The sequence below is a fragment of the Paenibacillus sp. JL3B1040 genome, assembly GCF_057063165.1.
Genome location: NZ_CM169317.1, coordinates 3,760,611 through 3,785,823 on the forward strand (window position 1 = coordinate 3,760,611; position 25,213 = coordinate 3,785,823).

Genomic DNA, 25,213 nt, shown 5'->3' on the forward strand with positions numbered 1-25,213 from the left:
AGCCCAAGAGGCGGCCGGTAACGATCCGGCCGCCTCTTGGCGCATCCAACATGCTTCGGTTCCCGTAGACTATGACGCAAGCCGCAGCAGAAACAGCTCCAGCCCCAGCACCTTGTCGATTTGCCCGCTCTTCATCCGGTAATCCAGCTCCGCCAGCTCGGACAGGATGGCCCGCAGCCGGCCGGCTTCGAATTTGCGGGCCTGGTCGCCGGCCAGCTTCACGACGTACGGATGCAGGCTGAGCTGCGAGGCGATCTGCTGCTGCGAATAGCTCTGGCGTCCGAGCTCCTTCACCTGCAGCATGATCCGGAATTGGCGGGCGATCAGCGCCGCAATCTTGATCGGCTCCTCGCGCTGCTTCAGCAGCTCGTAGAAAATGCCGAGCGCCTGCTCCAGCCGGATCGCGGCGATATGCTCCACCATCACGAACACGTTCTGCTCCGTGCTGCGCGCCACCAACTGCTCAACCGCCGCGGTATCGATCATGCCGCCGGACCCGGCGTACAAGCAGAGCTTGTCCATTTCCGCGGCCAAGGCGGCCATCTGCACGCCGCTCGCCGCGATCAGCGCCTCCGCGGCGTCACGTCCGATCCGGCAGCCGCGTTTCTCCACCTCTTGCCCGACCCACTGCACAAGCTCTCCGCCGCCCAGCGGCATGAAGGACAACACCGTCCCCGCCGCCTTGATCGCTTTGACGACCTTTTTTCGCTCATCGAGTTTCTCGCCGTTCACGACAAACACGATCACGCTATGCTCCGCCGGATTGCCGATATACGTCAGCAGCGCTTCGACCTTATGCTCGATTTTTCCGCCTTCCTTGCCGCCTGCTACAAGCAGCGCGGAGTCGCGCACGACAATCAGCTTGCGCTCGACGAGAAATGGCATCGTCTCCGCCTCCTCGACCACCGCCTCGATCGGCGTCTCCGCCAAATCGAAGGCGGCGTAGGCAAAATCCTTTTGATCCCGGTCGACAAGCCGCTCTTGGAGCACGCCGACGAACTCCTGAATCTGGTATTTCTCCGTGCCGTAACATACGTATAACGGGGAGATCCGCCCCTGTTTAATGTCTTTCATCGCTTGCTTTGCGTCCATCCGTGATCTTCCTTCCGTCTTCATTGCCTCTTTCCATCATACTTCGATTTCGTTCATTCGTCCAAACCCTGTTTATTGTTGTTCAGTCGAAATAGCGTAAAGTAACTTGAGGTCGCAGTAGGAGAAACGTGTGCGGTTGTTAGGAGACGGGGATGCCAATGTTCGGTTGCATGGCGAGTTAGTACTGTTCCAGCTCAATGTACCGCGAGACAGACCTAAAGTTGGCCTAAGGTCGGCCTAAGGTCGGCCTAAAGCTGGCCTAAAGTAGGCCTAAAGTTAACATAACGGACCGTACAGCCCTTATTTGTACATTTCCCGGCTATTTCCCGCCGTAACGGACACCAGAGTCCTTATTAGGCACTTCCGACACCTCTTGAGCTGGATTTGTCCAGAATAAGGTCTCCTCGGTCCGCTAGAATCGGATAAGCATTTGAGACGTGAAAATAACGGCTCTGGAGTCCGTTAGCCTACGGGGATACCAGGAACGGAGCAACGCAAGGCCCGGCTGAATTCAAGATTTGACGCCGAATCCGCTCCCCCGAATCCGCTTCATGATCCGAAGCCGACTTTTTAAACTACCTCTTCCAATGAAGGTTTAAAAAGTCAGGTTGGGAGCACCGAGAAGGTTGGATGAAGCTTAGGGACTGAGAAGCGGAGCGTAGCCGGAGGCTACGTGAGCATTGGAAGGCCCGGCTGAATTCAAGCTTCGACGTCGAGTCCGCTCCCCCGAATCCGCTTCGTGATCGCAAGCTGACTTTTTAAACAACCGCTATAAATGCAACAGAGGGACCTCTGCCTCTTGGCGAAAGATCCCTCTGTCCCGGAACATCTATATAAACGCGGGCCGAAAAGCTCTAGAAACTCTCCCGCCAGCGGTCATACGACGATCAGGGGTCCAAACCGATATCTCTGCTATACATATAACCTATTCCATATCTCCTGAAAAGGTGCCTGCCGCATGTTCAAAAAACCGCCCAAATTCGTCCGTCCGTGATCCTCTTTAGGGCTGCGTTCCTTCCGCGGCGGCGGCTGCCTTCTCGGCATCGACCGTATGAACCGCAGGGGTTCCGTCGATTTCTGTCTCGTACGTAAATACATGGCCTTCCTCCGACCACGCGCCGCCAACCCAATTTCCGTCGATTGCCTCATCGGCCACCTGCTTTCGCTCCTGGGCCTCGAGACGGTACACATACAGATGTCCGTCCTTCAACTCGGCTTCAAATGTCCCGTCCGGCGAAGTCCAGATGTTGAAGCTAGCGATGCCGATCTTCTCTTCCCTTGGTTCATCGAGAGTGATTTGCTGGTTCAACATCTCCTGCTCCTCACCGTCCGGAGTTGCGCGATCGCCGGCCGCCGGATCCGTATTCCCCGCTTCCGGCGATGCCGATTCCTGAAGGGGTGCGCCTCCGCCGTTCGAAGACGCCTCGGGGTTGCCGGCCGGCTTGGTCTTCCCGGTATCCCGGTCCTTCGGAGCTTTAGCGCCTGCCTGTGGATTTTCCGGCTTCGCCGCAGGGGCACCGGCACCCGGGGAACCCTTGGGATCGATCCGATCCTCAACGCCGCCGGAGTTTGAACCTTCGATCGGAGCAACTTCTTCTTTCGGAGCCGGAGCGTCCTGACGCCCTGCCTCAAGCCCCCCCGTACCGCCGTCATCCATAAATAACTTGGCGTTCCCCGCCGCATCGTCGGCCGAATCCGCGGTCGAGGAATCCTCGCTCCCCGAATCCGTCAGCGCGGTGTTCATGGCAATTTCGGCATCCGATACCGTACGCGGTTCATATTGATAAATGAACACGCCCAGAATCAAGGCAGCGGCAAAGCCAAGCGATCCGTACCGGTAAATCCGGCTCCGTCGCAGCCCCGAATCCCCGTCATCCCGACGCGAGCTGCGGCGACTCGGCAGCGTGCCGCCTTGGCCGGTTCCCGCATCCACTTTCACAGCCGTCATCGGCAGCACCGTTTCTTCGGCTGCGCTGCCTCCTTCGCGGCGGGCGCGGTCGATCTCATCCAGCTGCGGCAGGATCGCATCCACGAGGCTAAAGTTCGGAACCACCTTCGGCAGCTTCTCCAATTGCGCAGACAGCTTGTTCAACAGCGCAAACGTCTCGGCGCATTCCTCGCAACTACGAATATGCTCAAAGAGAAGAAAACTTTCCTCTTCATTTAAATCATGGTCGAGATAACGATGCATCCATTCCACCGCCTCCGGGCACTTCATCCTGATACACCACCCTTCTGATAATCTTGGAGTAAACGCTGTAGCTGCTGCCTGGCCCTGAATAAATAGGATTTCACTGTATTCAGCGGCAAATTCAAACTATCCGCAATTTCGTTATACGAAAAATCCTGCAAATACCTCAGTACAACCACCGACCGGTGATGGTCCGGCAATTGATCGATCGCGCTGCGAATGTCCGCGGCCAAATAACCCGACATAACTTCCCGCTCTACGCTATCGTTCCCTTGAAACACCATTTCGTGCTCCTCGATCGAAACGGTTGGCTTATTTCTACGAAATTTGTCGATACAGATGTTGGTCACAATCCGCTGGACCCAGGTTTTGAACTGCGCTTTTTCCTCATAAGAATCGATTTTGGTATAAATGCGTATGAGGGCTTCTTGAGCGGCATCGTGTGCATCCTGCTCATTGTTCAAAATATAATAGGCCGTCCGGTATACGTGATGTTCAATTTCTCGCAATAGGGTGATTAGAGCGTCGCGATCGCCCGTTTGAGCGGCTCTGATGAGTCCCTGCTCTACCACTAAGGCTCCCCCTTCCTTGCATCCTTACAGACGCTAGCGTCCGACAAGATGTTGCAATGTTGTTACTATTTTTTAAAAATAATTTGGAGTTCATCGTGCGGAATCCTTTCAATCTCACTCCAGAATACCAAAAAAAACAGGCCCCGTCATCCTGCCGAAATCAGGTAAGGGCCTATTTTTATGGGGTTTGCGGCAGCTTGGAGCGGGTCTCGATCCTTCCCCCGCGCACTCTCATTTGAACTTCGCCTTGCTTGTCGGTTCGATAGATTCGAACGTTATGCCTGTTCAACCGGTCAACGACTGTGGGATGCGGGTGGCCGTAGGTATTCGTAGCTCCGACCGAGATCAGCGCCGCCGCAGGCCGCCAGTAATCCAGCCATGCCGCGGAAGTCGAAGTCTTGCTGCCGTGGTGTGCGACTTTCATGATGTCGATCGAAGCTTCCCGCCGCGCCGTTGTGACGGTAGGGGCTATCTTTTCCAGTTCAAGCATCTTCCGCTCCGCCGCCTCATCCATATCGCCCGTGAACAAAAAGGAAGCTCCGCCCATGTCCAACCGAAATACGATGGAACGATGGTTTTGTTCCTTCACGAAGGGAATCCGGCTAGGTTCCTTCGTTTGCATCAGCGGATAAAGCACCTCAAGGCGGGTGGCCCCGTCCGGTTGCAGCTTCATGCCGCGGCTTGCCGAATACACCGGAATGCGCCGGGTGAGGGCCGTATCCATTAAATGTACCATCGTTTTCGATTCCGCCAGGCTGCCGTTGATCAGCAGCGCCTCTACCGGGAACGAATCGAGCACCGCCTGCAGGCCGCCGATATGATCCTGGTCCCCATGAGTCAGTATCACCGCATCCAAGCGGTGGATTCCCCGTTTCTTAAGCAACGGAACCACCGTTTTGGCCCCGACTTCAAAGGGTTCGCGGCGCTCACGCCAGGCGTCCTTCGCTTTGCGGAACGACACCGTGCCTCCGCCGTCCACCAGCAGATGCTTGCCCGAAGGCGTCGTGATCAGGGCGCAATCGCCTTGGCCGACATCGATGAACTCGATGTAGCCGGTACCTTTGGTATAAGCTGGCCGATAACCGGATACAAGCAGCAGCCCCAGTCCGGCGGCTACGGCCAACCGCAGGAGGTCCGTGCGCCTAGCCCATGCCCGTCGGCACAATGCGGCAGCGGACGCCGCCCTGAGAAGCCGCCGCCCTCGCTCCCCGGGCTCCCCGGCGGAACGCCATCGCCCCCTTCTAATATGTAAGGAAGCTGCTGCTTTTACCGGTCCCAGCGGTACCGTGTCCTCGTTCTGCCACGCTGCGGCCAACGCTTCGGCAGCAGTGCGTTCGCGCCTTTTTCCCCAATACAGCAGCAGGAAGCAACCTGCATAAAAAGCCGCGACCCAAAGCAACGATGGCGATTTCCAATACGTCATGAAGCCGCTGCGTGCGCTCAACCAGTTCGTCGCCTCAAACGTAGCCGTATTCAGCCACCGTACCGGGACGGCCGCCACGGTACCGAGCCGAACCGAAAACAAGCTGAGCAGCAATGCGCCCATCCCCAGCGGAAGCGCAAGCATGCCGATGACCGGCACGATCAACAAATTAGCCGCGAGGGACAGCAGCGAAAACTGGTTGAAATACACGATCGTCAACGGAAAGGACACCACTTGCGCCGCCAGGGTAACCGCCACGGTACCCCGCACCTTTGCCGGCAGCCACCGGAAGTACGGCGTCAGCAGCGGCACGAACACGATCAGCCCCGCGGTCACGGCAAACGAAAGCTGAAAGCTGACATTTAGCAAATAGTACGGTTCCCAGATTAACATCATTAGCGCGGCAGCAGCCAAAATGTTAAGGCTGTCTTTCAGCAGCCCGCGCCTCAGCAAATACAGCCCCAGCATCGTCATGATCCCGGACCGAATGACCGACGGTGTAAATCCGGTGAGCAGCACATACGCCGGAACGAACGCCAACGTCACCGTCATCGCGGTCTCGCGGGTTATCCGGCACAAGCGAAGCAGCCCCAGAACAAGCGCTACGTTAATCGCCACATGACTGCCGGAGATGGCCAAAATATGCGTGAGACCAAGCTGCGTAAATTCCGCGTATTTGTCCGGGTCCAGATCATCCCGCAGGCCGATGAGCAGCCCCTTCATATATCCCGCCTGCCAGCCCGGAAACAACCGCTCGATACGCCCGCCGAGCCGATCGCGAAGCGCGTCGACATAACCCAAAGCGGCGGCGGTGCCGCGGGTTGGCGAACCGGACTGTAAAGAGGAGGCGCCGGACGCCTTGATCATCCAGTGAATCCGTTGCAGATGTAAATACCGGCGGTAATCGAACGCGCCGAAGTTGCGGGCAGTCTGCGGCGCCTCCAGCGTTCCGTCAAGCGTGACCCCAAGACCGCGCCGCCAGGAGGCCGCCGTAGGCTGTTCGCTTTGAGCAGCCAGCCGCAACTGGACCGCCACCTTTTCTCCGCCGGGAATCTCCTGCATAACCTGCGGGCTCGCTCCTGCCGCAAGCCAAGAAATTCGGCTTGCCTTCAGCGTAAAATCGGCTCGATCACCATCGACCTCCACCTCCGACACGATCGTTCCTTCCAGACGAACGGCTTGGCCGTCCGCAGGCTGCGACCGCTCCTCCGCACCGTTTGTCCCCGCCGCCCGTGAATCGTCGATCCAACCAGCCCCTGCCCCTTCTGCCCCTTCCGCAGCAGTTGCCATGGGTCCGATCCGGCTAACATTCCCCGCTTCGGTATACAGCCAATAGCCGCCTCCAAGCGAAAAAGCCAGCCAAACCAGGACCAGGCTCCGCCAGGATTGGCGCCAGATCAAGGCGATGGCCGAACCGATGAGCGACAATCCCAGCCAAAACAACCAAAAACGCCAGCCGGCATAACCCGCCGCCAAGCCGCTGCCGGCTATCCATCCGCACGCCATGGCGGTTAACGGTCTCCGGTTCATCGAAATCTCCTCCTTGGTCCGCTTAAGCCAAAAAACACCCCACCCGCCCTAAGGCGAATGGGGTGCTTCCGCATTCGATCATCGTAATGAAGCGTATCTTTGTTACTCCTCCACGTTCGAGACCGTTTCCTGCGGCGGCTGATAGCCTTCCAGACGGCGGAAGGTGATTCCTTTTTGCGCCATCATGGCCGTTACCTTGCCGGTATCCTTCGGATACGGCCGATGAAACACGATCTCCGTAATGCCGCTGTTGGCCAGCATGTTCGCGCAAGTCCAGCACGGCTCGTCCGTCACGTATACGCTGGAACCTTCCCGGTCGATCCGGTCCGTGAACAAAAGCAGGTTCTGCTCGGCATGAATGGTGCGTACGCAGCGTTGCTTCTTCACCATTTTCTCCTGGCCCTCTTCGATCACAAGCTCGTACTCTTCCGCGATCATGCAGCCGGCTTCCGAACAGTCCGGGACGCCGGAAGGGGCTCCGTTATAGGCCGTTCCCAGCAGCTTCTTGCCCTGAACCAGCACGGCGCCGACATGACGGCGGTTGCAGCGCGACCGCGTCGATACCATATAAGCGATATCCATGAAATACGTATCCCAGTCTTTGCGTTTGTCCGGATTCATCCCATTATCACCCTCGCAAGTCATCTTTCGAACACACGGGCTTACAGCCCGATGTAAGGCTTCATCTTCTCCAGCATTTTGTCGCCGATCCCTTTCACTTGGGTCAAATCGTTAATGGAGGAAAAAGCGCCGTGCGTGTTGCGATAATCGAGGATCGCCTGCGCCTTCTTCTCCCCGATGCCGGGAATCTCCTGCAGCTCGGCCAACTCGGCCCGATTGATGCTGATCCGTCCCGTTTCGGCGGAATCACCGCCGCCTGCCGTTCGGGCTTCGGCACCGTTACCCGCTCCGGCCCCGGTGTCGGATTTCCCTCCGGCCGGGGACGCCATTGCTGCCGGGCTGCCCCCTGCTACTCCGGACGAGCCGCTTCCAGCCTCGCCCGGTTTGCCCGGCAAAGCCGCGGTTCCCCCCACCGTCGGCGATCCGCTATCGCCGCCGCGATCTGCGGCGCCGGCGTCCTTGCCATCCGCGCTATCTTGGGTCAGCGCCGCTGTCACTTCGGCGTTGACCGGCATCCAGCCTTCGATTCCGGCCGGCGGACGACCGCCCGTCGCCAACAACATCAGACCGGCGCCGATCGCAGCCGAAACCATCGCTGTCAACACGAGTTCCCTCCGCATACTCCAACTCCACTCCCATCAGACCATCTTAAAAGAATCCGCCATAGTCATGAAGATCCAATCAAGTTGCATACATATTTATACAGGTGAGTAGAAACGGCAGAAGTAGGTTTGCGTTGCGTAAAAACGGACCGTTTTACGTTACGTGAACAAATGCGATCCACCTTATTGTTGTAACAAGACAGTGCGTGAAGCACGGAAAGGGGAAGCCGGATGAAAGTCGCCTTCATCGGAACCGGATCCATGGGAAGCCTGCTCATCGACGCTTTTTTGCGTTCCGGTGCGCTGCTCCCGCACAACATCTGTGCCAGCAACCGCTCTCCCTATAAAATCAAATGGCTGGTTCAACGCCATCCCGGACTCCTGGCGTACGGCAGCAACGCCGAAGCCGCACGGGAAAGCAAAATCGTCTTCTTGTGCATCAAACCTCTGGATTACCCCGAGGTGATCGCGGAAATCCGGGACGTGCTCGACGAGAGGCAGATCGTCGTGTCGATCACCAGCCCCGTTCAAATCGACATGTTGGAAGACGCCATTCCCTCGAGAATCGCCAAGATCATTCCCAGCATCACGCATTCGGTTCACAGCGGCGCATCGCTCTGCATGTACGGCAAGAGAATTCGCCCTGAAGATCGTTTGCTGCTGGAGCAACTGATGTCCTCGATCAGCACGCCGACCACCCTCAAAGAGAGCGAAACCCGGATCGCTTCCGATCTGTCCAGCTGCGGACCGGCTTTCGTCGCTTATATGCTGCAGCTATGGGCGGAATCGGCCGCCGAGCTGACGGGAATCGGTTATGCCGAAGCGATTGCCCTTGGCTCGGAAATGCTGCTCGGTACCGGCAAACTGTTGACCGAAGGCGGCCTCAGCCCGGAGGAGCTGATTGAGCGGGTTGCCGTTCCCGGCGGGGTTACCGCCGATGGCATCGCCGTGCTCGAATCCGGTCTGCGCGGGGTATTTGCCCGCCTGATCGAAACGACTCACCGCAAGTATGACGAGGATATCGGCAAACTGCACGCGCGGTTTCACCCGAGTATCCCGGATTGCTCGCCACCGTCGGAAGAATAACGGATTTAACCGACGACGATATTTACCAGCTTGCCCGGAACGGCAATCACTTTGCGGATCGTCTTGCCGGCCACAGCCTGCTGCACGTTCGGCAGGCTTAAGCTATGTTCCTGCATCGCCGCCTGATCCAGGTCCTTGGAAATTTTCGTACGCTCGACGATTTTCCCGTTCACCTGCACGACGATTTCCACCTCGGCTTCCACCGTCCAAGCCTCGTCGTACTCCGGCCACGGTTCGTACGTAATCGTGTCGGTATGGCCAAGGCGCTCCCACAGCTCTTCCGCCAAATGCGGCGCCAACGGGGACAGCAGCTGCACGAATTGCTCCGCCGCCGCTTTCGGTACGGCGTCCGTTTTGTACGCTTCGTTGACGAAGATCATCAACTGGCTGATCGCCGTGTTGAAGCGCAGATTTTCAAAATCCTCCGTGACTTTCTTGATCGTCTTGTGCCAAGTACGCTTAAACTCGTCGCTGCCGCCGTCCGCCGTAATTTTCGGATTCAGGCTGCCGTCTTCGGCGACGAACAGCCGCCAGACGCGGGACAAGAAGCGGTGAATGCCCTCCACGCCGCTGGCGCTCCACGGTTTGGTCGCTTCCAGCGGCCCCATGAACATTTCATAGACGCGCAGCGTATCCGCGCCGTATTCGTTTACGATTTCGTCCGGATTGATGACGTTGCCGCGGGATTTACTCATCTTCTCGTTGTTGGTGCCGAGAATCATCCCCTGGTTCACCAGCTTGTGGAACGGTTCCTTGGTCGTGACTACGCCGAGATCGTACAGCACTTTGTGCCAGAAGCGGGCATAGAGCAGGTGAAGCACCGCATGCTCGGCTCCGCCGATGTAAAGATCGACCGGCAGCCATTCCTGCTGCTTCTCCTTCGAGCACAGCTCCTTGTCGTTGTGCGGGTCGATATAACGCAGGTAATACCAGCAGCTGCCGGCCCATTGCGGCATCGTGTTCGTCTCGCGGCGAGCCGGCTTGCCCGTTTTCGGATCCACGGTGTTCACCCAGTCGGTAACGTTCGCCAGCGGCGACTCCCCGGTACCCGACGGCTTGATTGCGTCGACGTCCGGCAGGACGAGCGGTAGCTGATCTTCCGGCACCGGCTTCATCGTGCCGTCTTCCAGATGCAGAATCGGGATCGGTTCGCCCCAATACCGTTGGCGGCTGAACAACCAGTCGCGCAAGCGGTAAGTCACTTTGCCGCGGCCTTTGCCGTTCTCCTCCAACCAGGAGATCATCTTCTTGATCCCTTCCTCTTTGCCCAGCCCGTTCAGGAAGCCGGAGTTCACATGCGCCCCGTCGCCCGTATAAGCCGCCTTCGCCAGATCGCCGCCTTCGAGCACCTCGATGATCGGCAGCTCGAACTGTTTGGCGAATTCATAGTCGCGCTCGTCATGTCCCGGCACGGCCATGATCGCGCCGGTACCGTAACCCGCCAGCACGTAGTCGGCGATCCAGATCGGCAGCTTCGCGCCGTTCACCGGATTGATCGCGTAAGCGCCGGTGAAGACCCCGGTTTTCTCCTTCGCCAAATCGGTACGCTCCAGATCGCTTTTGCGCGCGGCTTGGTCCTGGTAGGCTTGAACCGCTTCACGTTGACCGTCCGTCGTAATCGTCCTGACCAGTTCATGCTCCGGCGCAAGCACCGCATAGGTGGCCCCGAACAGCGTATCCGGGCGCGTCGTAAAGACGGTCAGGGAGGCGTCCTGGCCTTCGACCTCGAACACGACTTCGGCTCCTTCGGATTTTCCGATCCAGTTGCGCTGCATGTCCTTGATGCTTTCCGACCAATCGAGTTCCTCGAGGTCCTCCAGCAGCCGTTCGGCGTATTCGGTGATTTTCAGCACCCACTGGCGCATCGGCTTGCGGATGACCGGATGGCCGCCGCGTTCGCTCTTGCCGTCGATGACCTCCTCGTTCGCCAATACCGTCCCGAGTGCCGGACACCAGTTTACCGGAACTTCGGCCACATAAGCCAACCCTTTGTTGTACAGCTGGATAAAAATCCATTGCGTCCATTTGTAATAATCCGGATCGGTCGTGCTGATCTCGCGGTCCCAATCGTAGGAGAAGCCCAGCGATTTGATCTGACGCCGGAAATTGTTGATGTTCTTGACCGTGATGTCGCGCGGATGCTCACCCGTATCGAGCGCATGCTGCTCCGCCGGTAGGCCGAAAGCGTCCCAGCCCATCGGATGCAGCACATTGTAGCCGCGCATCCGTTTAAAGCGGGAGACGATATCCGTGGCCGTATATCCCTCCGGATGGCCTACGTGCAGACCCGCTCCCGATGGATAAGGGAACATGTCGAGCGCGTAAAACTTCGGTTTGCCCGCCTCTTCCCGTGTTTTGAAGGTGTGATGCTCATCCCAGTATGCCTGCCACTTCGGTTCGATGGCCTGGGCCCGGTAAACGTCATGGGGCACGTTTTGGTCCGCCATAATTCAATATCCTCCTTGAGCTTGCTATGATTTAGTAAGGGTTCATCAAGCCCGGCCCAAAGCCGGCGTTCTGAACTTCCTTGCAAAAAACAAAAACCTCCCGACCCGTAGCGTATCATCGCTAGGGACGAGAGGAGATTTCCCGTGGTACCACCCTAGTTAGCGTCGGACATGCTTTGTCCTAGCTCCCTTTGCACCCTTAACGCGGGCAAAACGATGATGATTTGAGGCATCATAACTCCAAGGCGAGTTCGTCTGCATTCCCCAACCGGCTTGCACCAAACGCCGGCTCTCTGGATGGCGGAATCCAAATTACTATTCCTCTTCAAAGTTCCACAATATAGAATTGGATTATCAATCATTATATCCAATTCGCCGCCCTAAAGTCAACGGCGGACCTTCGCTCCAGTCGAGCAAAGATCCGCCGCCGAATTAGTTGCGATTAACCCGGTTTAGCAATGTCTCCATGTCTCTTTCCCGGAGACCGCCCTTGCTAAGCGAGACAAGCGCCCGCAGCGGCAGGAAATGCAGATCGGCCTCGGCGATATCCGCGGGTTTGTCCTCCGGAAAGATGCCGCTGTTCGCTTTAAATTGCTCAATCAACTCCAGCGTCAACCGGTCAAGCTCTCCTCCCGCAAGCAGATCGCCTAAGGTCGAATTCCGCGTAAACCGACGCTCTCTCTTAGCCGTGCTCTCTACAAAAACCGATGCTTCGGCCGCGATGTCCCGGGATGAACGACCGATCAGAATATCGAACACACCGCTCTCGACGTACCAGTCCCCCAGCTCGGTGTCATAGTAGGCGAACGCTCTTCGGTTCAGCTCGAAGACTACCGTCTTCTCTTCCCCCGGCTCCAGTTCGATCTTCTCAAAGGCCTTCAGCTCCCGGGGCGGACGGGCTGCGCTAGATTCCCGATCGCCGACGTACAACTGTACGATCTCCTTGCCGGTGACTCCGCCGGTATTTTTCACCCGTACGCTGACCGTTAAGGTCTCATCCTCCCGGATCCGGGAATCGCCCAGAATCAAATCGCTGTATTCGAACCGGGTATAGCTCAGACCGTGACCAAACGGGAACAGCGGCTCGATCGCTTTGGCGTCATAGTACCGGTAACCGACGAATATTCCTTCTCGATATTCGGCCCGGTCATTCTCGCCCGGAAAGAAGGGGTGGGAAGGGTTGTGCTCCAAATCCGCCGGGAAGGTCTCGGCCAGCTTGCCGCATGGATTGGCGTCGCCGAACAGCAGATCGGCCAACGCTCCGCCACTCGCCTGTCCGCCCAAATATGCTTCGAGCACGGCCCGGGTATTGCCGATCCAAGGCATTTCCACCGGCGAGCCGTTGCTAAGGACAACGACCAAATTGCGCTGGACGCGGGCTACTTCCTCAATCAGGCGGATATGATTATCCGGTAAGCGCAGATGCTTGCGGTCATATCCTTCCGTTTCATAGCGGTCCGGCAAACCGGCAAAAATCACGGCAACGTCCGCCGTCTTGGCCGTTTCCACGGCTTCCGCAAGCAAAGCGGCATCCACCTCGTCATCGTCCAGACGGTATCCTTGCGCATAGTTGAGCTGTGCCGGGTTCTCTACCTTACGGCCGATTTCTTCATAAATATCATCCAGCCGGGTAGGCACAATATGCGAGCTGCCCCCACCCTGATATCTCGGCTGCCGCGCAAAGCCGCCGATAACGGCGAGGTTTGCCGACTTGGAGAGCGGAAGTATTCCTTGTTCGTTCCTGAGCAGTACCATGCTTTCGCGGGCAATCCTCCGGGCTAATTCATGATGCTCCGCCACATCGAAGGAAGCTTGCTCTCGCTTGGCCGCATGACCCTTGAACGCCAACTCCAGCAGCGCCTTCACCGCTCGATCCAGCACCGCTTCGTCCAGTTCGCCGTTGCGCACAGCTTGCACGATTTTCGCGTCGCCTTCGCCGAGGCTGAACGGCATCTCCAGATCGAGTCCGGCCCGCAGCCCGGCGACCCGTTCATTAACCGCCCCCCAATCGGATACGACGACTCCATCAAACCCCCATTCTTCCCGCAGAATGTCGGTAAGCAGCGTCTTGTTCTCGGCGCAGTATTCCCCATTTACCCGATTGTAAGCGGTCATTACTGTCCACGGGCGGCCTACCTTCACCGCGCCTTCAAAGCTGGCCAGGTAAATCTCCCGCAGCGTCCGTTCGTCCGCGACCGCGTCCACCGTCATTTTGCGATGCTCCTGGTTATTGAGGGCAAAGTGCTTCAGCGAGGCCCCTACTCCTTGGCTTTGTACTCCTTGAATATGGCTGGCCGCCATTTCCGCAGACAAATAAGGGTCCTCCGAGAAATATTCGAAGTTTCTGCCGCAGAGCGGACTGCGCTTAATGTTGGCGCCAGGACCCAGCAGCACCGATACGCCCGCCGCCTGGCTTTCCTTGCCTAGCGCCTCCCCCATTTCCCGGATCAGTGAGCGGTCCCAAGAACAGGCCAGCCCTGCGGCGGAAGGAAAACAAGTGGCCGGTACGCTCTGGCCAGCCACCAAATAATCCGCGTTCTCCACTTCCTTGCGCAAACCGTGCGGCCCGTCGGCCACCCGAATCGAAGGAATACCCAAACGCTCAATCTTCTTCAGCCGCCAAAAATCTTGGCCCGAGCAGAGGCTTGCCTTTTCTTCCAATGACAGTTGTACGATGATTTCCTCGATCTTTTGTTCCATTTATGATCCTTGTCCTCCCATTCCGGCCGACCATCTCAAAACCGAAGCTTCGTACGGCTGCAGTACTCCTTGCTCCCATTCTTCATAATTGGATAAAACCCGTTCGCCGCCGAAGGAAATTTCCTCCAGTTCTTTCCGCGCCACGGGGTGATCGGTAAAATTACAGATGACAACAAAAAGTTCATCCTCGTAAATGCGCCGGTACGCTCCGATCTCCGCGGATTCCATGCAAAGATCTTCATAATAGCCGTAAACCAGAGCCGGATGCTTCCGCCTGAGCGCGATGAGGCGACGGTAAAACTGCAGGACGGAATCTCCGTTCTTCATATTCTCTTCGACATTGATCGTTGTGTGATTGGGATTCACTTTGATCCAGGGCTTCCCGGACGTAAAACCGCCCTCCGCTTCACCGTTCCACTGCATCGGCGTCCGCCCCTGATCACGGCTGCGTCTGCCGAGATAATCCATGATCTCTTCAGCCGAGCGTCCCTTCCCCGTCTCATCGCGAAACAGGTTGATGCTGCCGATGTCGCGGTATTCTTGAATCGAATCGAAGCGGCAATTGGTCATGCCGATCTCCTGCCCTTGATAAATGAACGGCGTGCCGCGCATCAAAAAATAATACGCCGCGAGCATTTTGGCCGATAAGCTGCGATACGCCCCGTCGTTGCCGAATTTGGACACCGAGCGGACGTGGTCATGATTTTCCAGGAACAGTCCCATCCAGCCGTGCCGATTGGATTCCCGCTGCCACAAGGACAAAGCGTCCTTGAATTTTTTCATATCCCAATCGATGAATTCCGCTTTGCCGCCGGGCTTGATATCCAAATCCACATGGTTAAACTGGAACAGCATCGAAAATACGCCGTCGGTCTCATCTACGAAATCGGGAATCTGCTCAAGCGGCACCCCCGGAGCTTCGGCGACCGTAATTGCCCCACGAGGCTCCAAGGCTTCTTGCTTCATCTCGCGGAGAAAATCCAGGATTCCTTCCTGATTCAGGCTGGCCCGTTCAATCGGCGCGAAAGTTCGTCCGTTTGCGGTTTCGAGCTGGGGATACGCGGGATTTTTCTTGATATACGTAATCGCGTCGACGCGGAAACCGGCAATCCCCTTATCCATCCACCAGTCGATCATCGCGTAGATTTCCCGCCGCACTTCCTCGTTCTCCCAATTCAGATCCGGCTGTTTGGCTGAGAAGCAGTGAAGATAATATTCGCCACTCTGCTCGTCAAGCTCCCAGGCGGATCCGCCGAATCCACATTCCCAGTTGGTCGGCTCCTTGCCGTCCTGGCCCGGACGCCAAATATACCAATCCCGCTTTGGGTTGTCTTTAGAGGAACGTGACTCGATAAACCAGGCGTGCTCGTCCGAGGTATGGTTGGCGACCAGATCCATCACCAGCCGGATCCCCCGCTTACGCGCTTTCTCCAGCAGTTCGTCCATATCCTCCATCGTTCCATACTCGGCCAAAATGCTGTGATAATCGCGGATATCATATCCGTTGTCGTCATTCGGAGAGTCGTAAACCGGACTTAGCCACAGCAGATCGATCCCCAGGTACACCAAATAATCGAGGCGCCGGATAATGCCCCGCAAATCCCCGATCCCGTCTCCGTTCGAGTCTTGGAAGCTGCGCGGGTATATCTGGTATGCCACGCTTTCCTTCCACCACTGCCGTTGTTGTTCTCTCATCGCAACCTCCATAAGCCAATGAAATTAGAGATGCTTCCATTTATTTTCTACAGCCAGCAGCTGTCTATTTCCCATTTGTCCAGCTTTTCCAGCACGGCCGAGCCGTCGCCGAAAAAGACGATTCCGTCGGAAGCTTCTCCCGGGTAAAACCTGGCGCTCATGACTTGTTCCCCGAAATTGACGAAGATCTCAACGCAGGACCGGTCGATAAAAACGCGCAGAATCAGCCGACCGTCCTGCAGCTTCACCGGGGCCTTGCGGATTCCCCTCGCCACTTCTCCGGAACGAGTACGGTCCAGAACCAAGTTTCCTTCCGGCCCGTTAAAGGTCAATACCGTTTCCTCCGCACCGTCCCGGCTGCAACCGAACTTCAGGCCGAAAACCGAATCCGCGCCAGCCCGAACGGCGATCTCCAATTCCACGCTGCTGCCGTAAACACCAGTCAGCACAACTTCATTCTCCAGAGCAATATCGGTATGGCCGACATGCTTCCTCCGCAGATTCTCCAGCTCGGGCAGAGGTGTGCTGCACAGTTTCTCTCCCTTAAGCATCAACAGCCGCGGGATCGTCATCGTTCCGGCCCATTGGTGCGCCCCCTCGGGCTTTTCCTCATCCCATGAGGACATCCAGCCGATCATCACGCGTCTCCCCTGGTCATCCAGCGTAGTCTGCGGCGCGTAAAAATTAAATCCATAGTCCAGCAGGTGAAAATCGCCAGGTTCAAATACGCCCCGAACTTCATCAAAATGTCCAACCATATAACCTGATTGGCTTTTGTTGTGGTACAGATCGCCTTCGGGCTTCATGCCTTCCGGCGAAACGATGAGGACATGCTTGTCTTCCAAGGCGAACAGGTCGGGACACTCCCACATAAAACCCAAACGTTCATCGCCTTGCGCCAACACACTGACAAACTCCCAATCGAGCAAATTGGCGGAGCGGTACAACAGAGCCTGCCCCCGATCACTGCGGCTGCGAGAGCCCAGCACCATGTAATAGGTTTCTCCTTGCCTCCACACTTTGGGATCCCTGAGATGGCAAGGGTGTATGTCACCCGCGGGAGCCGCTTTTATCAGCGGATTTTGCGGCAGCTTGGCGAAGGTAATCCCGTCCTCACTAACCGCCGCGCACTGCACCTGAAGCAAGTCTCGGGTCCAGTCCGATCCGGTCCAGACATTTCCGGTATAAAGCAAATACAGCTTGCCGTCCTTTTCAATCGCGCTTCCGGAAAAACATCCGTCCTTGTCGTAATCCTCATCCGGAGCCAACGCTATGGGCAAATGCCGCCAATGCACCAGGTCCCGGCTTTTCACATGCCCCCAGAACATATCCCCCCATTTGGGAGCGTAAGGATGATGCTGATAAAACAAATGATGTTCTCCCTGATAGAGGCAAAATCCGTTCGGATCGCTCAGCCAATTGGCCGGCGCGGAGAGATGATATTTCGGCTTCCACCGGCTCTCTTCAGCCGCGGGCTTCACCTGCTCCAGATACGCTTCTGCCCTGGCTATGGAATCGCTCGAAAAATCCGTTGGTTCATATGACATTACTTAACTGCTCCTTCAACGACGCCTCGAATAATTTGTTTTTGCATGAAGAGATAGAAGAAAATCACCGGAATCATCGACAATACCAGAGCCGCCATCGCCACTCCATAATCCGACGTGTATTTACCGAAGAAATAAAACGTGGACAACGGCAAGGTACGGTCGTTTTCCGAGATCAGCACCAGCGACGGCAACAGGAAATCGTTCCAGATCCACAATACGTCCAGGATCGCCAACGTCGTCGAGATCGGCTTCAAGATCGGAAATACGATTTGGGCAAACACCCGCAATTTCCCTGCCCCGTCGATCAATGCCGCTTCTTCCAGCTCCTTGGGAACCCCTTTTACGAAACCGTGGAACATGAAGGTGGCCATCGCCAGTCCAAAGCCAAGGTAAAAATAAGCCAACCACCATTTGCTGTTCAACATGTTCAGATCGCCGTAGATCGAAACGAAAGGGATCATCACTGCCTGAAACGGGATGATCATGGACGATACGAGGACCATCAGAATGTAATTGTTGATCTTCCATTTCCAGCGCACGAGAAAATAAGCCAGCATGGACGAGAACACAATGATGAGCACGACGGAAAGGACCGTAACGATCACAGAATTGAGCAACGCGTGCGAAAAATTCATCGTTTCAAATGCCTCTTTGTAGTTGCCGAAATTCAGACTTCCGGGCAAACTTAGCGGATCGCGGACGATATCCAGTCGAGGCTTTAACGAATTCACCAAAATCATCAGCAACGGAAAAATAAACAAAGCGAGCATCAGCGCGCTTACAATAAACAACAGCAGTTTCTTCCCGGCCTTGCCGCTCATCAGGCTTCCACCTCCACCTTTTTCATCGCTCTGACCTGAAGGATGGCGATCGCGGCGACAATCAAAAACAAAACGAACGCCTTCGCTTGACCGGGACCATAATTTTGATAGACAAACGCCTCGTTATACACGTGCATGGCGATCATTTCCGTGGAACGGAACGGTCCTCCTTTGGTCAGGGACAGGTTGGTATCGTAGACCATAAAGCTGCGCTGCAGCGTCAGGAACAGACTGATCGTAAAAGAAGGAACCATCAAGGGGATACGGATCCGCGTCAGTTGTTTCCAGTAGCTGGCTCCGTCCAGATTGGCCGCTTCGGTAAGCGACTCGGAAATGCCGGTCAATCCGGCAATATAGATCAGCATCATGTATCCCGCGTTCTGCCAGACGCCAACCACGACCAGCGACCAGAAGGCGGTGCCGGGATCGGCAAGCCAGGACGAGGAGAAGATGCCGAGATGAAGCTCGCTTCCCACATACACGAGCACCTTGGTGAAAATAAACTGCCAGACAAACCCGAGGATGATCCCGCCAATGAGGTTCGGCGTAAAAAAGCCGGCACGGAAAAAGTTCTGGCTGCGAAGTCCGCTGGTGACAAGCAATGCAAGAGCAAACCCGATTACATTGGTCAGAATCAGCGTGAAAAATACGTAACGGAGCGTCAGCCACATAGAGTTCCAAAACACGGAATCCTGCAACGCGGATGCATAATTGCTTAGCCCCGTAAATTCAAAGCCGCCCGTTCCTTGCCAGTTTGTCAGCGTCATGAACAAACCGGCCAAAAAAGGCAGGATGATGACGGTAGTAAACACAAACAACGGGACGGCAGCAAACAACCCAAACACTTTCCATTTACCTATCCAAGTTTTCTCGTTATACATATTTTTGGATGACCTCCAAGAAGGGCTCTCAATATACGGCGGGGGGATAAGCCAAACGGCCTCCCCCCTCCGGTGTCATGTTGTGTTATTTCTGTTTTTTCCAGTAATCTTCAAACTCTTTGGCGACGCCGGCCCGGTCAATAGCGCCGGTCAAATATTTCTGCAGCGCCGCCCCCATGGTCGGAAAACCGTCCGGCGGGAAGTAGAGGTTCATCCATTCCAGCGTTTGCTGCTTGTCCATGTAATACAATACCGCTTGCGACAGGCTGTCTTCCGGTTGAATCTGGAAATTGCTGAACGCAGGGATTGCGCTGAATTGATTGACGTAATAATCCTGACCCTTCTCACTGCCGATCATCCAGTTCAGGAAATCCTTGGCCGCAGCCTGTTGTTCCGGAGTGGATTGCTCTTTGTCGATAGCCCAGTACAAGGAGACGCTGGCCGAAATTTGGCTGTTGCCGTAATCGTCGGGATTGTTGCTGATCGGCACCGGCAGGAAGCCGTATTCGCCGTCCGGATCGGCTTCCTTGATTTGAGGATAAGCCCAGTTGCCCATGAACCACATCGCCGCGCCTCCGTCGGCCAACAGCAGCGGCGCTTCGTCGTATTGCGCGGCGAGCGGAGCATCCTTCGCCGTATTGTATTCCTTCATCAGATCAAAAGTGTCCATCCAGCTATTGAATACCGCATTGTTGGCGAGATCGACCGTACCGCTCTTCATATCTTCAAGGAACTTGTGGCGCGCATCGCGGTCCGATGATTGGTTGGTGAACAGAATATTGGCGAAATGAGCGCCAAGCGACCAGTCCAAAGGAGTGACCGTGATCGGCGCAACGCCGCTGGCTTTGACTTTTTCAAAAAGCGCTTTCAAGTCGTCTACAGTTTTGACGGTTGAAGGATCGAAGCTGCCGCCCGTCGCTTTATCCAAAACGGCTTTGTTATAAATAAACCCAAACGCCTCCACGGACATCGGCATCCCTAGCACCTTACCGTCAAGCGTAGCGTAATCCAAGGTGCCTGCCGAAGCGTTCTTGACCCATTCCTGATCCGTCAGATCCAACAGTTTGTCCTTCATCAGCGGCAACTCCTGGCCGATGCTGATCACGGTCGGAGCATTGTTCGCCGCATACAGTGTAGTCATTCTTTCGTAGCCGTTCGCCCCGGATAATGGGATAATCGTCAATTTGGCTTTATCCTGCGATTCATTGTACTCCTTAACCATTGCTTCAAACGGCTTGGCGATTTCCTCTTTGCCAACCAAAACCGTAATATCAACAGGCTTGCCGGCCGCTTCGTCCACTCCCTGTCCTTCATTGCTTTCCTTGCCGCTTCCTCCGCAAGCCGACAGCACCGTAACAAGCAGCGCCATGGCGATGGAAAGAGACATCCACTTCTTCATTTTTGTTCCCCCAGTCTGCATTTTTTGAGATCGGTTTGATAATGAGCTCATGGACTATTATATTACTTTTTGATTTTATGTCAAACGTTTTCATATAAATGAATCTATATCAAACAAGGATATAAAGAAAAAACATGACGTATAAACCATAAAAACATGGTAACGTTATCATATTAGTGATATAGTTAAAAAGGATTTAAGCCTCCACCATAGAATTTAAAAACGGGGGCAACAACTGCAAAGGGATGATCTTAATGTCAAGTATAAAAGATGTGGCCAAAAAGGCCGGAGTTTCCGTCACGACCGTATCGCGGGTGATCAATAACCGCGGCTATATCGGCAAGGAGACCCGCAGAAAAGTGGAAGCGGCCATGGCGGCGGTGGATTATCATCCCAATCAAATCGCCAGGGCTTTGCAAAGAAGCCAAACCTTTTTCATCGGGGTCATTGTGCCCGACTCGAATCATCCGTTTTTTTCCGAGTTAATCAAATATATCGAGATCCAGGCCAATGAACGAAACTACAAAGTGCTTGTATGCAATTCGCTCGACGATCCCGAAAAGGAAGCCAATTACATCAGCATGCTCCGGCAAAATCAGGTGGACGGGATCATCATGTGCAGCCATACGCTGGATATCGAACAATACAAGAAGGCGACGCTTCCGATCGTGTCCTTTGACCGGATGATTTCGCCCAACATCCCGTGCGTCGGTTCGGACAACTACCGAGGGGGCGAGCTGGCAACCGAGCATCTGATCAAACGAGGCTGCAAGAAGATCCTGCATATTTCGGGGCCCCTAGATCTCGATATGCTGTCAAACCGGCGGGGAGACGCTTTCGCCCTCACCTGCATGAAATACGGAATCGAATACGACTTCGTTCAGGGAGCCCGCAACAAACTGACTTTCGATTATTTCTGGGATTTTATCACCCATGAATTGTCCTCGATCGAATTGTCCGGATATGATGGCGTTTTTTGCAGTAATGATATCGTGGCATACGCCCTTTATATTTATGCCCAGCAAAAAGGCATCAAAGTGCCCGAACAGCTAAAAATCGTCGGTTATGACCATCACAGCTTTACCCGCATGCTGCAAAATCCGAAATTAACGACCATCAAACAGCCGATCGACCGGATCGGCCGAATGCTGCTGGGTACGCTGATCCAACTGATTGAAAACAAACATGATGAAATTAACAATACCACCATAGTCGATGTGGAGTTGATCGTTGGGGAGACGACTTGACGCAAGAGCGCAAGCCCAATTAATATCGAATAGCAGAATGATATGGTGTAATTTTGTCAAACAGATCCGCTTTGTTTTTGGCCTCCTCGGCGCGAAAACAACGCCCTTTTTCCCTATCGCCTAGCATGGCAAAGGCCGCCGGAGATCAACTCCGGACGGCCTTTGTTTGTTCATCACAATGCGTTATCCAACGCCAGATCGGCCAGAGCAAGCGCCCCGCTCAATCCGGCATTGTCACCCAGCCCGGGCGGCACGATGTAACTGTCGATGCCGTCGACCAGATTGTGGTGCTGCACATAACCTCCCAGCAGTTCCTGCACTTTCCGGCGAATCAGCGGGAATAGTTGGGCCTGTTTCATGACGCCGCCGCCCATCACGATTTTCTCCGGCGAGAGGATCAATATGTAATTCATCAGTGCTTGCGCCAAATAATGGGCTTCCATCTCCCATGCCGGATGATCCGGCGCCAGTTCCGCCCCGTTGCCGACACCCCAACGATTGACAATCGCCGGTCCGGCGGCCAACCCTTCCAAACAATCCCCGTGATACGGGCAGGCGCCCGCATACGTCTCATCGGGATGCCGGCGAACCACGATATGCCCCATCTCGGGATGGGATAAACCGTGGATCAATTTACCGCCCACGACAGCCCCCGCGCCGATGCCGGTTCCGACCGTAATATACAGACAGTTGTCCAATCCCTTGGCGGCTCCCCAACGGGCTTCGCCCAAAGCCGCTCCGTTCACATCCGTATCGAAACCGATCGGGATATCGAAATGCGCTTTGACGGCTCCCACCAAATTATAATTGCCCCAATGCGGCTTGGGCGTGGTCGTAATAAATCCATATGTGCTGCTTCCCGGAATCGGGTCGATCGGACCAAATGAACCGATCCCCATCGCTTCCACTTCTTTGCCTTGGAAATAAGCCAGCACTCGCATCATCGTCTCCTCCGGCGTTGTCGTCGGAAAACTGATCCGATCCAGCACCTCTCCCGCTTCCGTCCCTACGCCGCACACAAACTTGGTTCCGCCCGCTTCAATCGCACCCAGCCTTTTCACGTAGCTTGTCCCTCCTTTAGCTAGTCAGGGCGAAATTACTAAATCGCGTCCCCCCAGGAATAATTCCGAAAGGGATTATAACACACTGTCATCTTTTGCACTATCACTTAGCTTCCAGTACTTAGCTTCCAGTAGCAAAACCGTCGCCTCATTTTTCTAAAATTATCTCTTTACAAAAGCAGCAAATCCGAGTAAAATAACTAACTGTCATCACTCCCATTTACGAGACGTGGCTCAGCTTGGTAGAGCGCTTGCTTCGGGAGCAAGAGGTCGCAGGTTCAAATCCTGTCGTCTCGATTGATCATACCCTTGTGTATCAAGGGTTTTTTATTTTTTGATTTGTAGAAAACCGCCTGCTGGTTTGATTGTTAACTAATATGGTGCCGAATTGGTATGACTAACTTCATGAAATCCAAATGGATACAATGAAAATACAAATTAAGAATCAGTCATAGCAGATAAAAGGCGAGAAGAGTTACGGGTTTCAAGCCGTATAATTGCAACTGTGCATGTTCATCTCGCCTTTTTCTATGCTCGGTGAGCAAATTAGCGTCATGTTGTGTTCACTTTAGGCTCAGTTTTCAGTCCAGCTCTCGTCCCAGATCAAAAATCCTGCGCCTTTACTGCTTGTGCTGCCCGACTCAAAATGAACAGTGAATTCCGTCTCACCAGTGGGCACCACAATTTCGTTACTTTCCACCGTTCCGTCTTTGATTTGACCGGATGCCAGGGTTTGACCCGTAGAATCCTTGATTGTGTACTTCGCCGTTCGTTTTACATCTTCCTCATTTGCCTTATACCCAAGAAGGATTCCCATTTTCTTCGCGCCAGCTTTTACTTTAAAGCCAAATTCTGCACCCGCAACATTCACCTCGCTGACTGTAAATGCCGCTTCATACTGTGTTTCTCCAAATAAAAGATCTTCTTTGTTGCGGGTTACTCCGCTTTTATCAATACCAATCTGCACATGTGAAACGTTGTCGCTACTAAACGACACCTTGACGCCAGTAGCCGCCTCCTCGGAACCGGAGCCCCCTTTTCCCGTTTCAAGCACGATTTGCTGCTTGGCACTATCGAAGGTTACCTCAGCGCCCGTTGCTTCGGCCACGGCCCGCAATGGTACGTATGTAGTCCCTTGATAACTGATCGGAGTCGCCTTGTTGCCATTTGCATCTTTAGGTGTCCATGACGATCCATTTAAGAGAAAAGTGATCCCATGATTAAGATTTGCTGAAATTCGCTCCAACGTCGATGCTGCAGAAGCCCCAGCCGTAAAAGACAGTAGCACTACACCAAACAATCCAACTGCAATTACTTTTTTCTTCAAAAAACTCCACCGTTCCTTTCCTTTCGACATATTATGTATTTCAGTTTACTATGATATTCTATTTTCAAATATTCTACAATGAATCAAGTTTCACCCTTTTCAGGAGCCAAATAAATTGAGGGGCTACCGCCCGGCACAGGACATTAAAAAATGGTAGGCACCATGCCCCCATCCATACGGACTGGAGAACCTTTAAATGCGGAAGCATAGGGGCTGCATAAGAATGCGGCTAATCTGCCAATTTCAACCGGCTTGATAAACCGCTGCAACTCGGATTGCGGCAGGTTCGCGGCCATAAATTTCTTCTCTTTTTCCGTAAACGGCATCTCATCAGGATACAGGCTGTCAACAATTTGATGCACGTTTTCGGAAAGTGTGGGGCCCGGCAGAATCGTATTGGACGTAACTTCCGTTCCTCTCGTGAGTTTGGAAATGCTTTTGGACAACGACAACAACATAGATTTGGTCATGCAGTACTGGGGCATTTGTCCTGAAGGCATCACCGCTTCTTCGCTTGCCATAAAGATCATGCGTCCAAAATTGTTTTTCAACATGTTGGGCAAATAGAACTTGGATAATCCGTTCGCGGCAAGCACGTTCGTCCGGAAGTATTTTTCCCACACCCCGTCGTCTACGTCCTCATAGGACATGATTTCATAAATGCCCATATTGTTGATCAGAATGTCGACATTGGGATGTCGTTCAAATAAAACCTCTCTTTGCCGCACATCCACAATATCGGCTTGAGCGTTTTGAGGCGAGGTCGCCGGGAACTCCGCCTTCAATTCATGTACGGTCCGTTCAACCTCTTGCTTATTCCGACCATTCACAAGGACATTGACGCCTTCTCTGGCCAGTTCAAAAGCGATGGCCTTTCCGATCCCTTTCGTCGATCCGGTCACTAAGGCTGTTTTGTTGAATAATCCCATATCCATCCTGCATATCTCCTTTATTGTTATTCACGACAA

At 54.6% G+C, this 25,213-nt stretch carries 18 protein-coding genes, 1 tRNA gene and 1 other annotated feature; of the genes, 3 read left to right on the forward strand and 16 right to left on the reverse strand.

What is annotated here, in order from left to right:
* Window positions 1-69: 69 nt before the first annotated feature.
* The 6 genes from holA to ACZF99_RS17100 form a co-directional block, all read right to left on the reverse strand.
* Entirely contained in the window at window positions 70-1,092 is a 1,023-nt protein-coding gene (holA, locus tag ACZF99_RS17075; protein ID WP_483606265.1) for a DNA polymerase III subunit delta, read from the reverse strand.
* A 1,000-nt stretch (window positions 1,093-2,092) separates the two neighbouring features.
* The gene (locus ACZF99_RS17080; RefSeq protein ID WP_483606266.1) at window positions 2,093-3,310 is read right to left on the reverse strand and encodes an anti-sigma factor family protein; all 1,218 of its coding nucleotides are present in this window, start codon (window positions 3,308-3,310) and stop codon (window positions 2,093-2,095) included.
* Window positions 3,307-3,855, reverse strand: coding sequence for an RNA polymerase sigma factor (locus ACZF99_RS17085; RefSeq protein WP_483606267.1), 549 nt, complete (start codon window positions 3,853-3,855; stop codon window positions 3,307-3,309). Before ACZF99_RS17085 ends, ACZF99_RS17080 begins: the two co-directional genes overlap by 4 nt.
* Before the next feature lie 178 nt (window positions 3,856-4,033).
* Entirely contained in the window at window positions 4,034-6,808 is a 2,775-nt protein-coding gene (locus ACZF99_RS17090) for a ComEC/Rec2 family competence protein (RefSeq protein ID WP_483606268.1), read from the reverse strand.
* Between the two features lie 102 nt (window positions 6,809-6,910).
* Window positions 6,911-7,429, reverse strand: a complete 519-nt coding sequence (locus ACZF99_RS17095) for a deoxycytidylate deaminase (RefSeq protein ID WP_483606269.1) — start codon at window positions 7,427-7,429, stop codon at window positions 6,911-6,913.
* A gap of 41 nt (window positions 7,430-7,470) precedes the next feature.
* On the reverse strand, window positions 7,471-8,034 hold the full coding sequence (locus tag ACZF99_RS17100) for a ComEA family DNA-binding protein (protein WP_483606270.1): 564 nt from the start codon (window positions 8,032-8,034) through the stop codon (window positions 7,471-7,473).
* Between the two features lie 228 nt (window positions 8,035-8,262).
* Here ACZF99_RS17100 and comER point away from each other — a divergent pair, with 228 nt between their 5' ends.
* The gene (gene comER, locus ACZF99_RS17105; protein WP_483606271.1) at window positions 8,263-9,117 is read left to right on the forward strand and encodes a late competence protein ComER; all 855 of its coding nucleotides are present in this window, start codon (window positions 8,263-8,265) and stop codon (window positions 9,115-9,117) included.
* Window positions 9,118-9,122: 5 nt separating this feature from the next.
* Here the strand turns inward: comER and leuS are convergent, their stop codons facing one another.
* The 7 genes from leuS to ACZF99_RS17140 all read right to left on the reverse strand — a co-directional run bounded on the left by leuS (window position 9,123) and on the right by ACZF99_RS17140 (window position 20,610).
* Window positions 9,123-11,564 carry a leucine--tRNA ligase gene (gene leuS / locus ACZF99_RS17110; RefSeq protein ID WP_483606272.1) on the reverse strand — a complete coding sequence of 814 codons (2,442 nt, stop codon included), beginning with the start codon at window positions 11,562-11,564 and terminating at the stop codon, window positions 9,123-9,125.
* Between the two features lie 120 nt (window positions 11,565-11,684).
* Window positions 11,685-11,902, reverse strand: a binding site (T-box leader).
* Between the two features lie 94 nt (window positions 11,903-11,996).
* Window positions 11,997-14,264: a glycoside hydrolase family 3 C-terminal domain-containing protein gene (locus ACZF99_RS17115; RefSeq protein WP_483606273.1), complete on the reverse strand. Its 2,268-nt coding sequence runs from the start codon at window positions 14,262-14,264 to the stop codon at window positions 11,997-11,999.
* On the reverse strand, window positions 14,265-15,959 hold the full coding sequence (locus ACZF99_RS17120; RefSeq protein ID WP_483606274.1) for an alpha-glucosidase: 1,695 nt from the start codon (window positions 15,957-15,959) through the stop codon (window positions 14,265-14,267). It lies immediately after the preceding gene.
* Window positions 15,960-16,006: 47 nt separating this feature from the next.
* On the reverse strand, window positions 16,007-17,506 hold the full coding sequence (locus ACZF99_RS17125) for a glycoside hydrolase family 32 protein (RefSeq protein ID WP_483606275.1): 1,500 nt from the start codon (window positions 17,504-17,506) through the stop codon (window positions 16,007-16,009).
* A complete protein-coding gene (locus ACZF99_RS17130; RefSeq protein ID WP_483606276.1) occupies window positions 17,506-18,330 on the reverse strand; it encodes a carbohydrate ABC transporter permease in 825 nt (274 codons plus the stop codon). Before ACZF99_RS17130 ends, ACZF99_RS17125 begins: the two co-directional genes overlap by 1 nt.
* On the reverse strand, window positions 18,330-19,211 hold the full coding sequence (locus ACZF99_RS17135; protein ID WP_483606277.1) for a carbohydrate ABC transporter permease: 882 nt from the start codon (window positions 19,209-19,211) through the stop codon (window positions 18,330-18,332). The genes ACZF99_RS17130 and ACZF99_RS17135 overlap by 1 nt, the downstream gene beginning before the upstream one ends.
* An 85-nt stretch (window positions 19,212-19,296) precedes the next feature.
* Entirely contained in the window at window positions 19,297-20,610 is a 1,314-nt protein-coding gene (locus ACZF99_RS17140) for an ABC transporter substrate-binding protein (RefSeq protein ID WP_483606278.1), read from the reverse strand.
* A gap of 254 nt (window positions 20,611-20,864) precedes the next feature.
* Here ACZF99_RS17140 and ACZF99_RS17145 point away from each other — a divergent pair, with 254 nt between their 5' ends.
* Window positions 20,865-21,857 carry a LacI family DNA-binding transcriptional regulator gene (locus ACZF99_RS17145; RefSeq protein ID WP_483606279.1) on the forward strand — a complete coding sequence of 331 codons (993 nt, stop codon included), beginning with the start codon at window positions 20,865-20,867 and terminating at the stop codon, window positions 21,855-21,857.
* 173 nt (window positions 21,858-22,030) lie between these two features.
* Here the strand turns inward: ACZF99_RS17145 and ACZF99_RS17150 are convergent, their stop codons facing one another.
* Window positions 22,031-22,918: an ROK family protein gene (locus ACZF99_RS17150; RefSeq protein WP_483606281.1), complete on the reverse strand. Its 888-nt coding sequence runs from the start codon at window positions 22,916-22,918 to the stop codon at window positions 22,031-22,033.
* Window positions 22,919-23,141: 223 nt separating this feature from the next.
* On the opposite strand from ACZF99_RS17150, the gene ACZF99_RS17155 reads away from it, so the two are divergent.
* A tRNA-Pro gene (locus tag ACZF99_RS17155) sits at window positions 23,142-23,215 on the forward strand.
* Between the two features lie 277 nt (window positions 23,216-23,492).
* Here ACZF99_RS17155 and ACZF99_RS17160 read toward each other — a convergent pair.
* Together ACZF99_RS17160 and ACZF99_RS17165 are read right to left on the reverse strand one after the other, a co-directional pair.
* Entirely contained in the window at window positions 23,493-24,245 is a 753-nt protein-coding gene (locus ACZF99_RS17160) for a stalk domain-containing protein (protein ID WP_483606282.1), read from the reverse strand.
* Window positions 24,246-24,388: 143 nt separating this feature from the next.
* On the reverse strand, window positions 24,389-25,180 hold the full coding sequence (locus tag ACZF99_RS17165) for an SDR family NAD(P)-dependent oxidoreductase (protein ID WP_483606283.1): 792 nt from the start codon (window positions 25,178-25,180) through the stop codon (window positions 24,389-24,391).
* Window positions 25,181-25,213 lie beyond the last annotated feature (33 nt).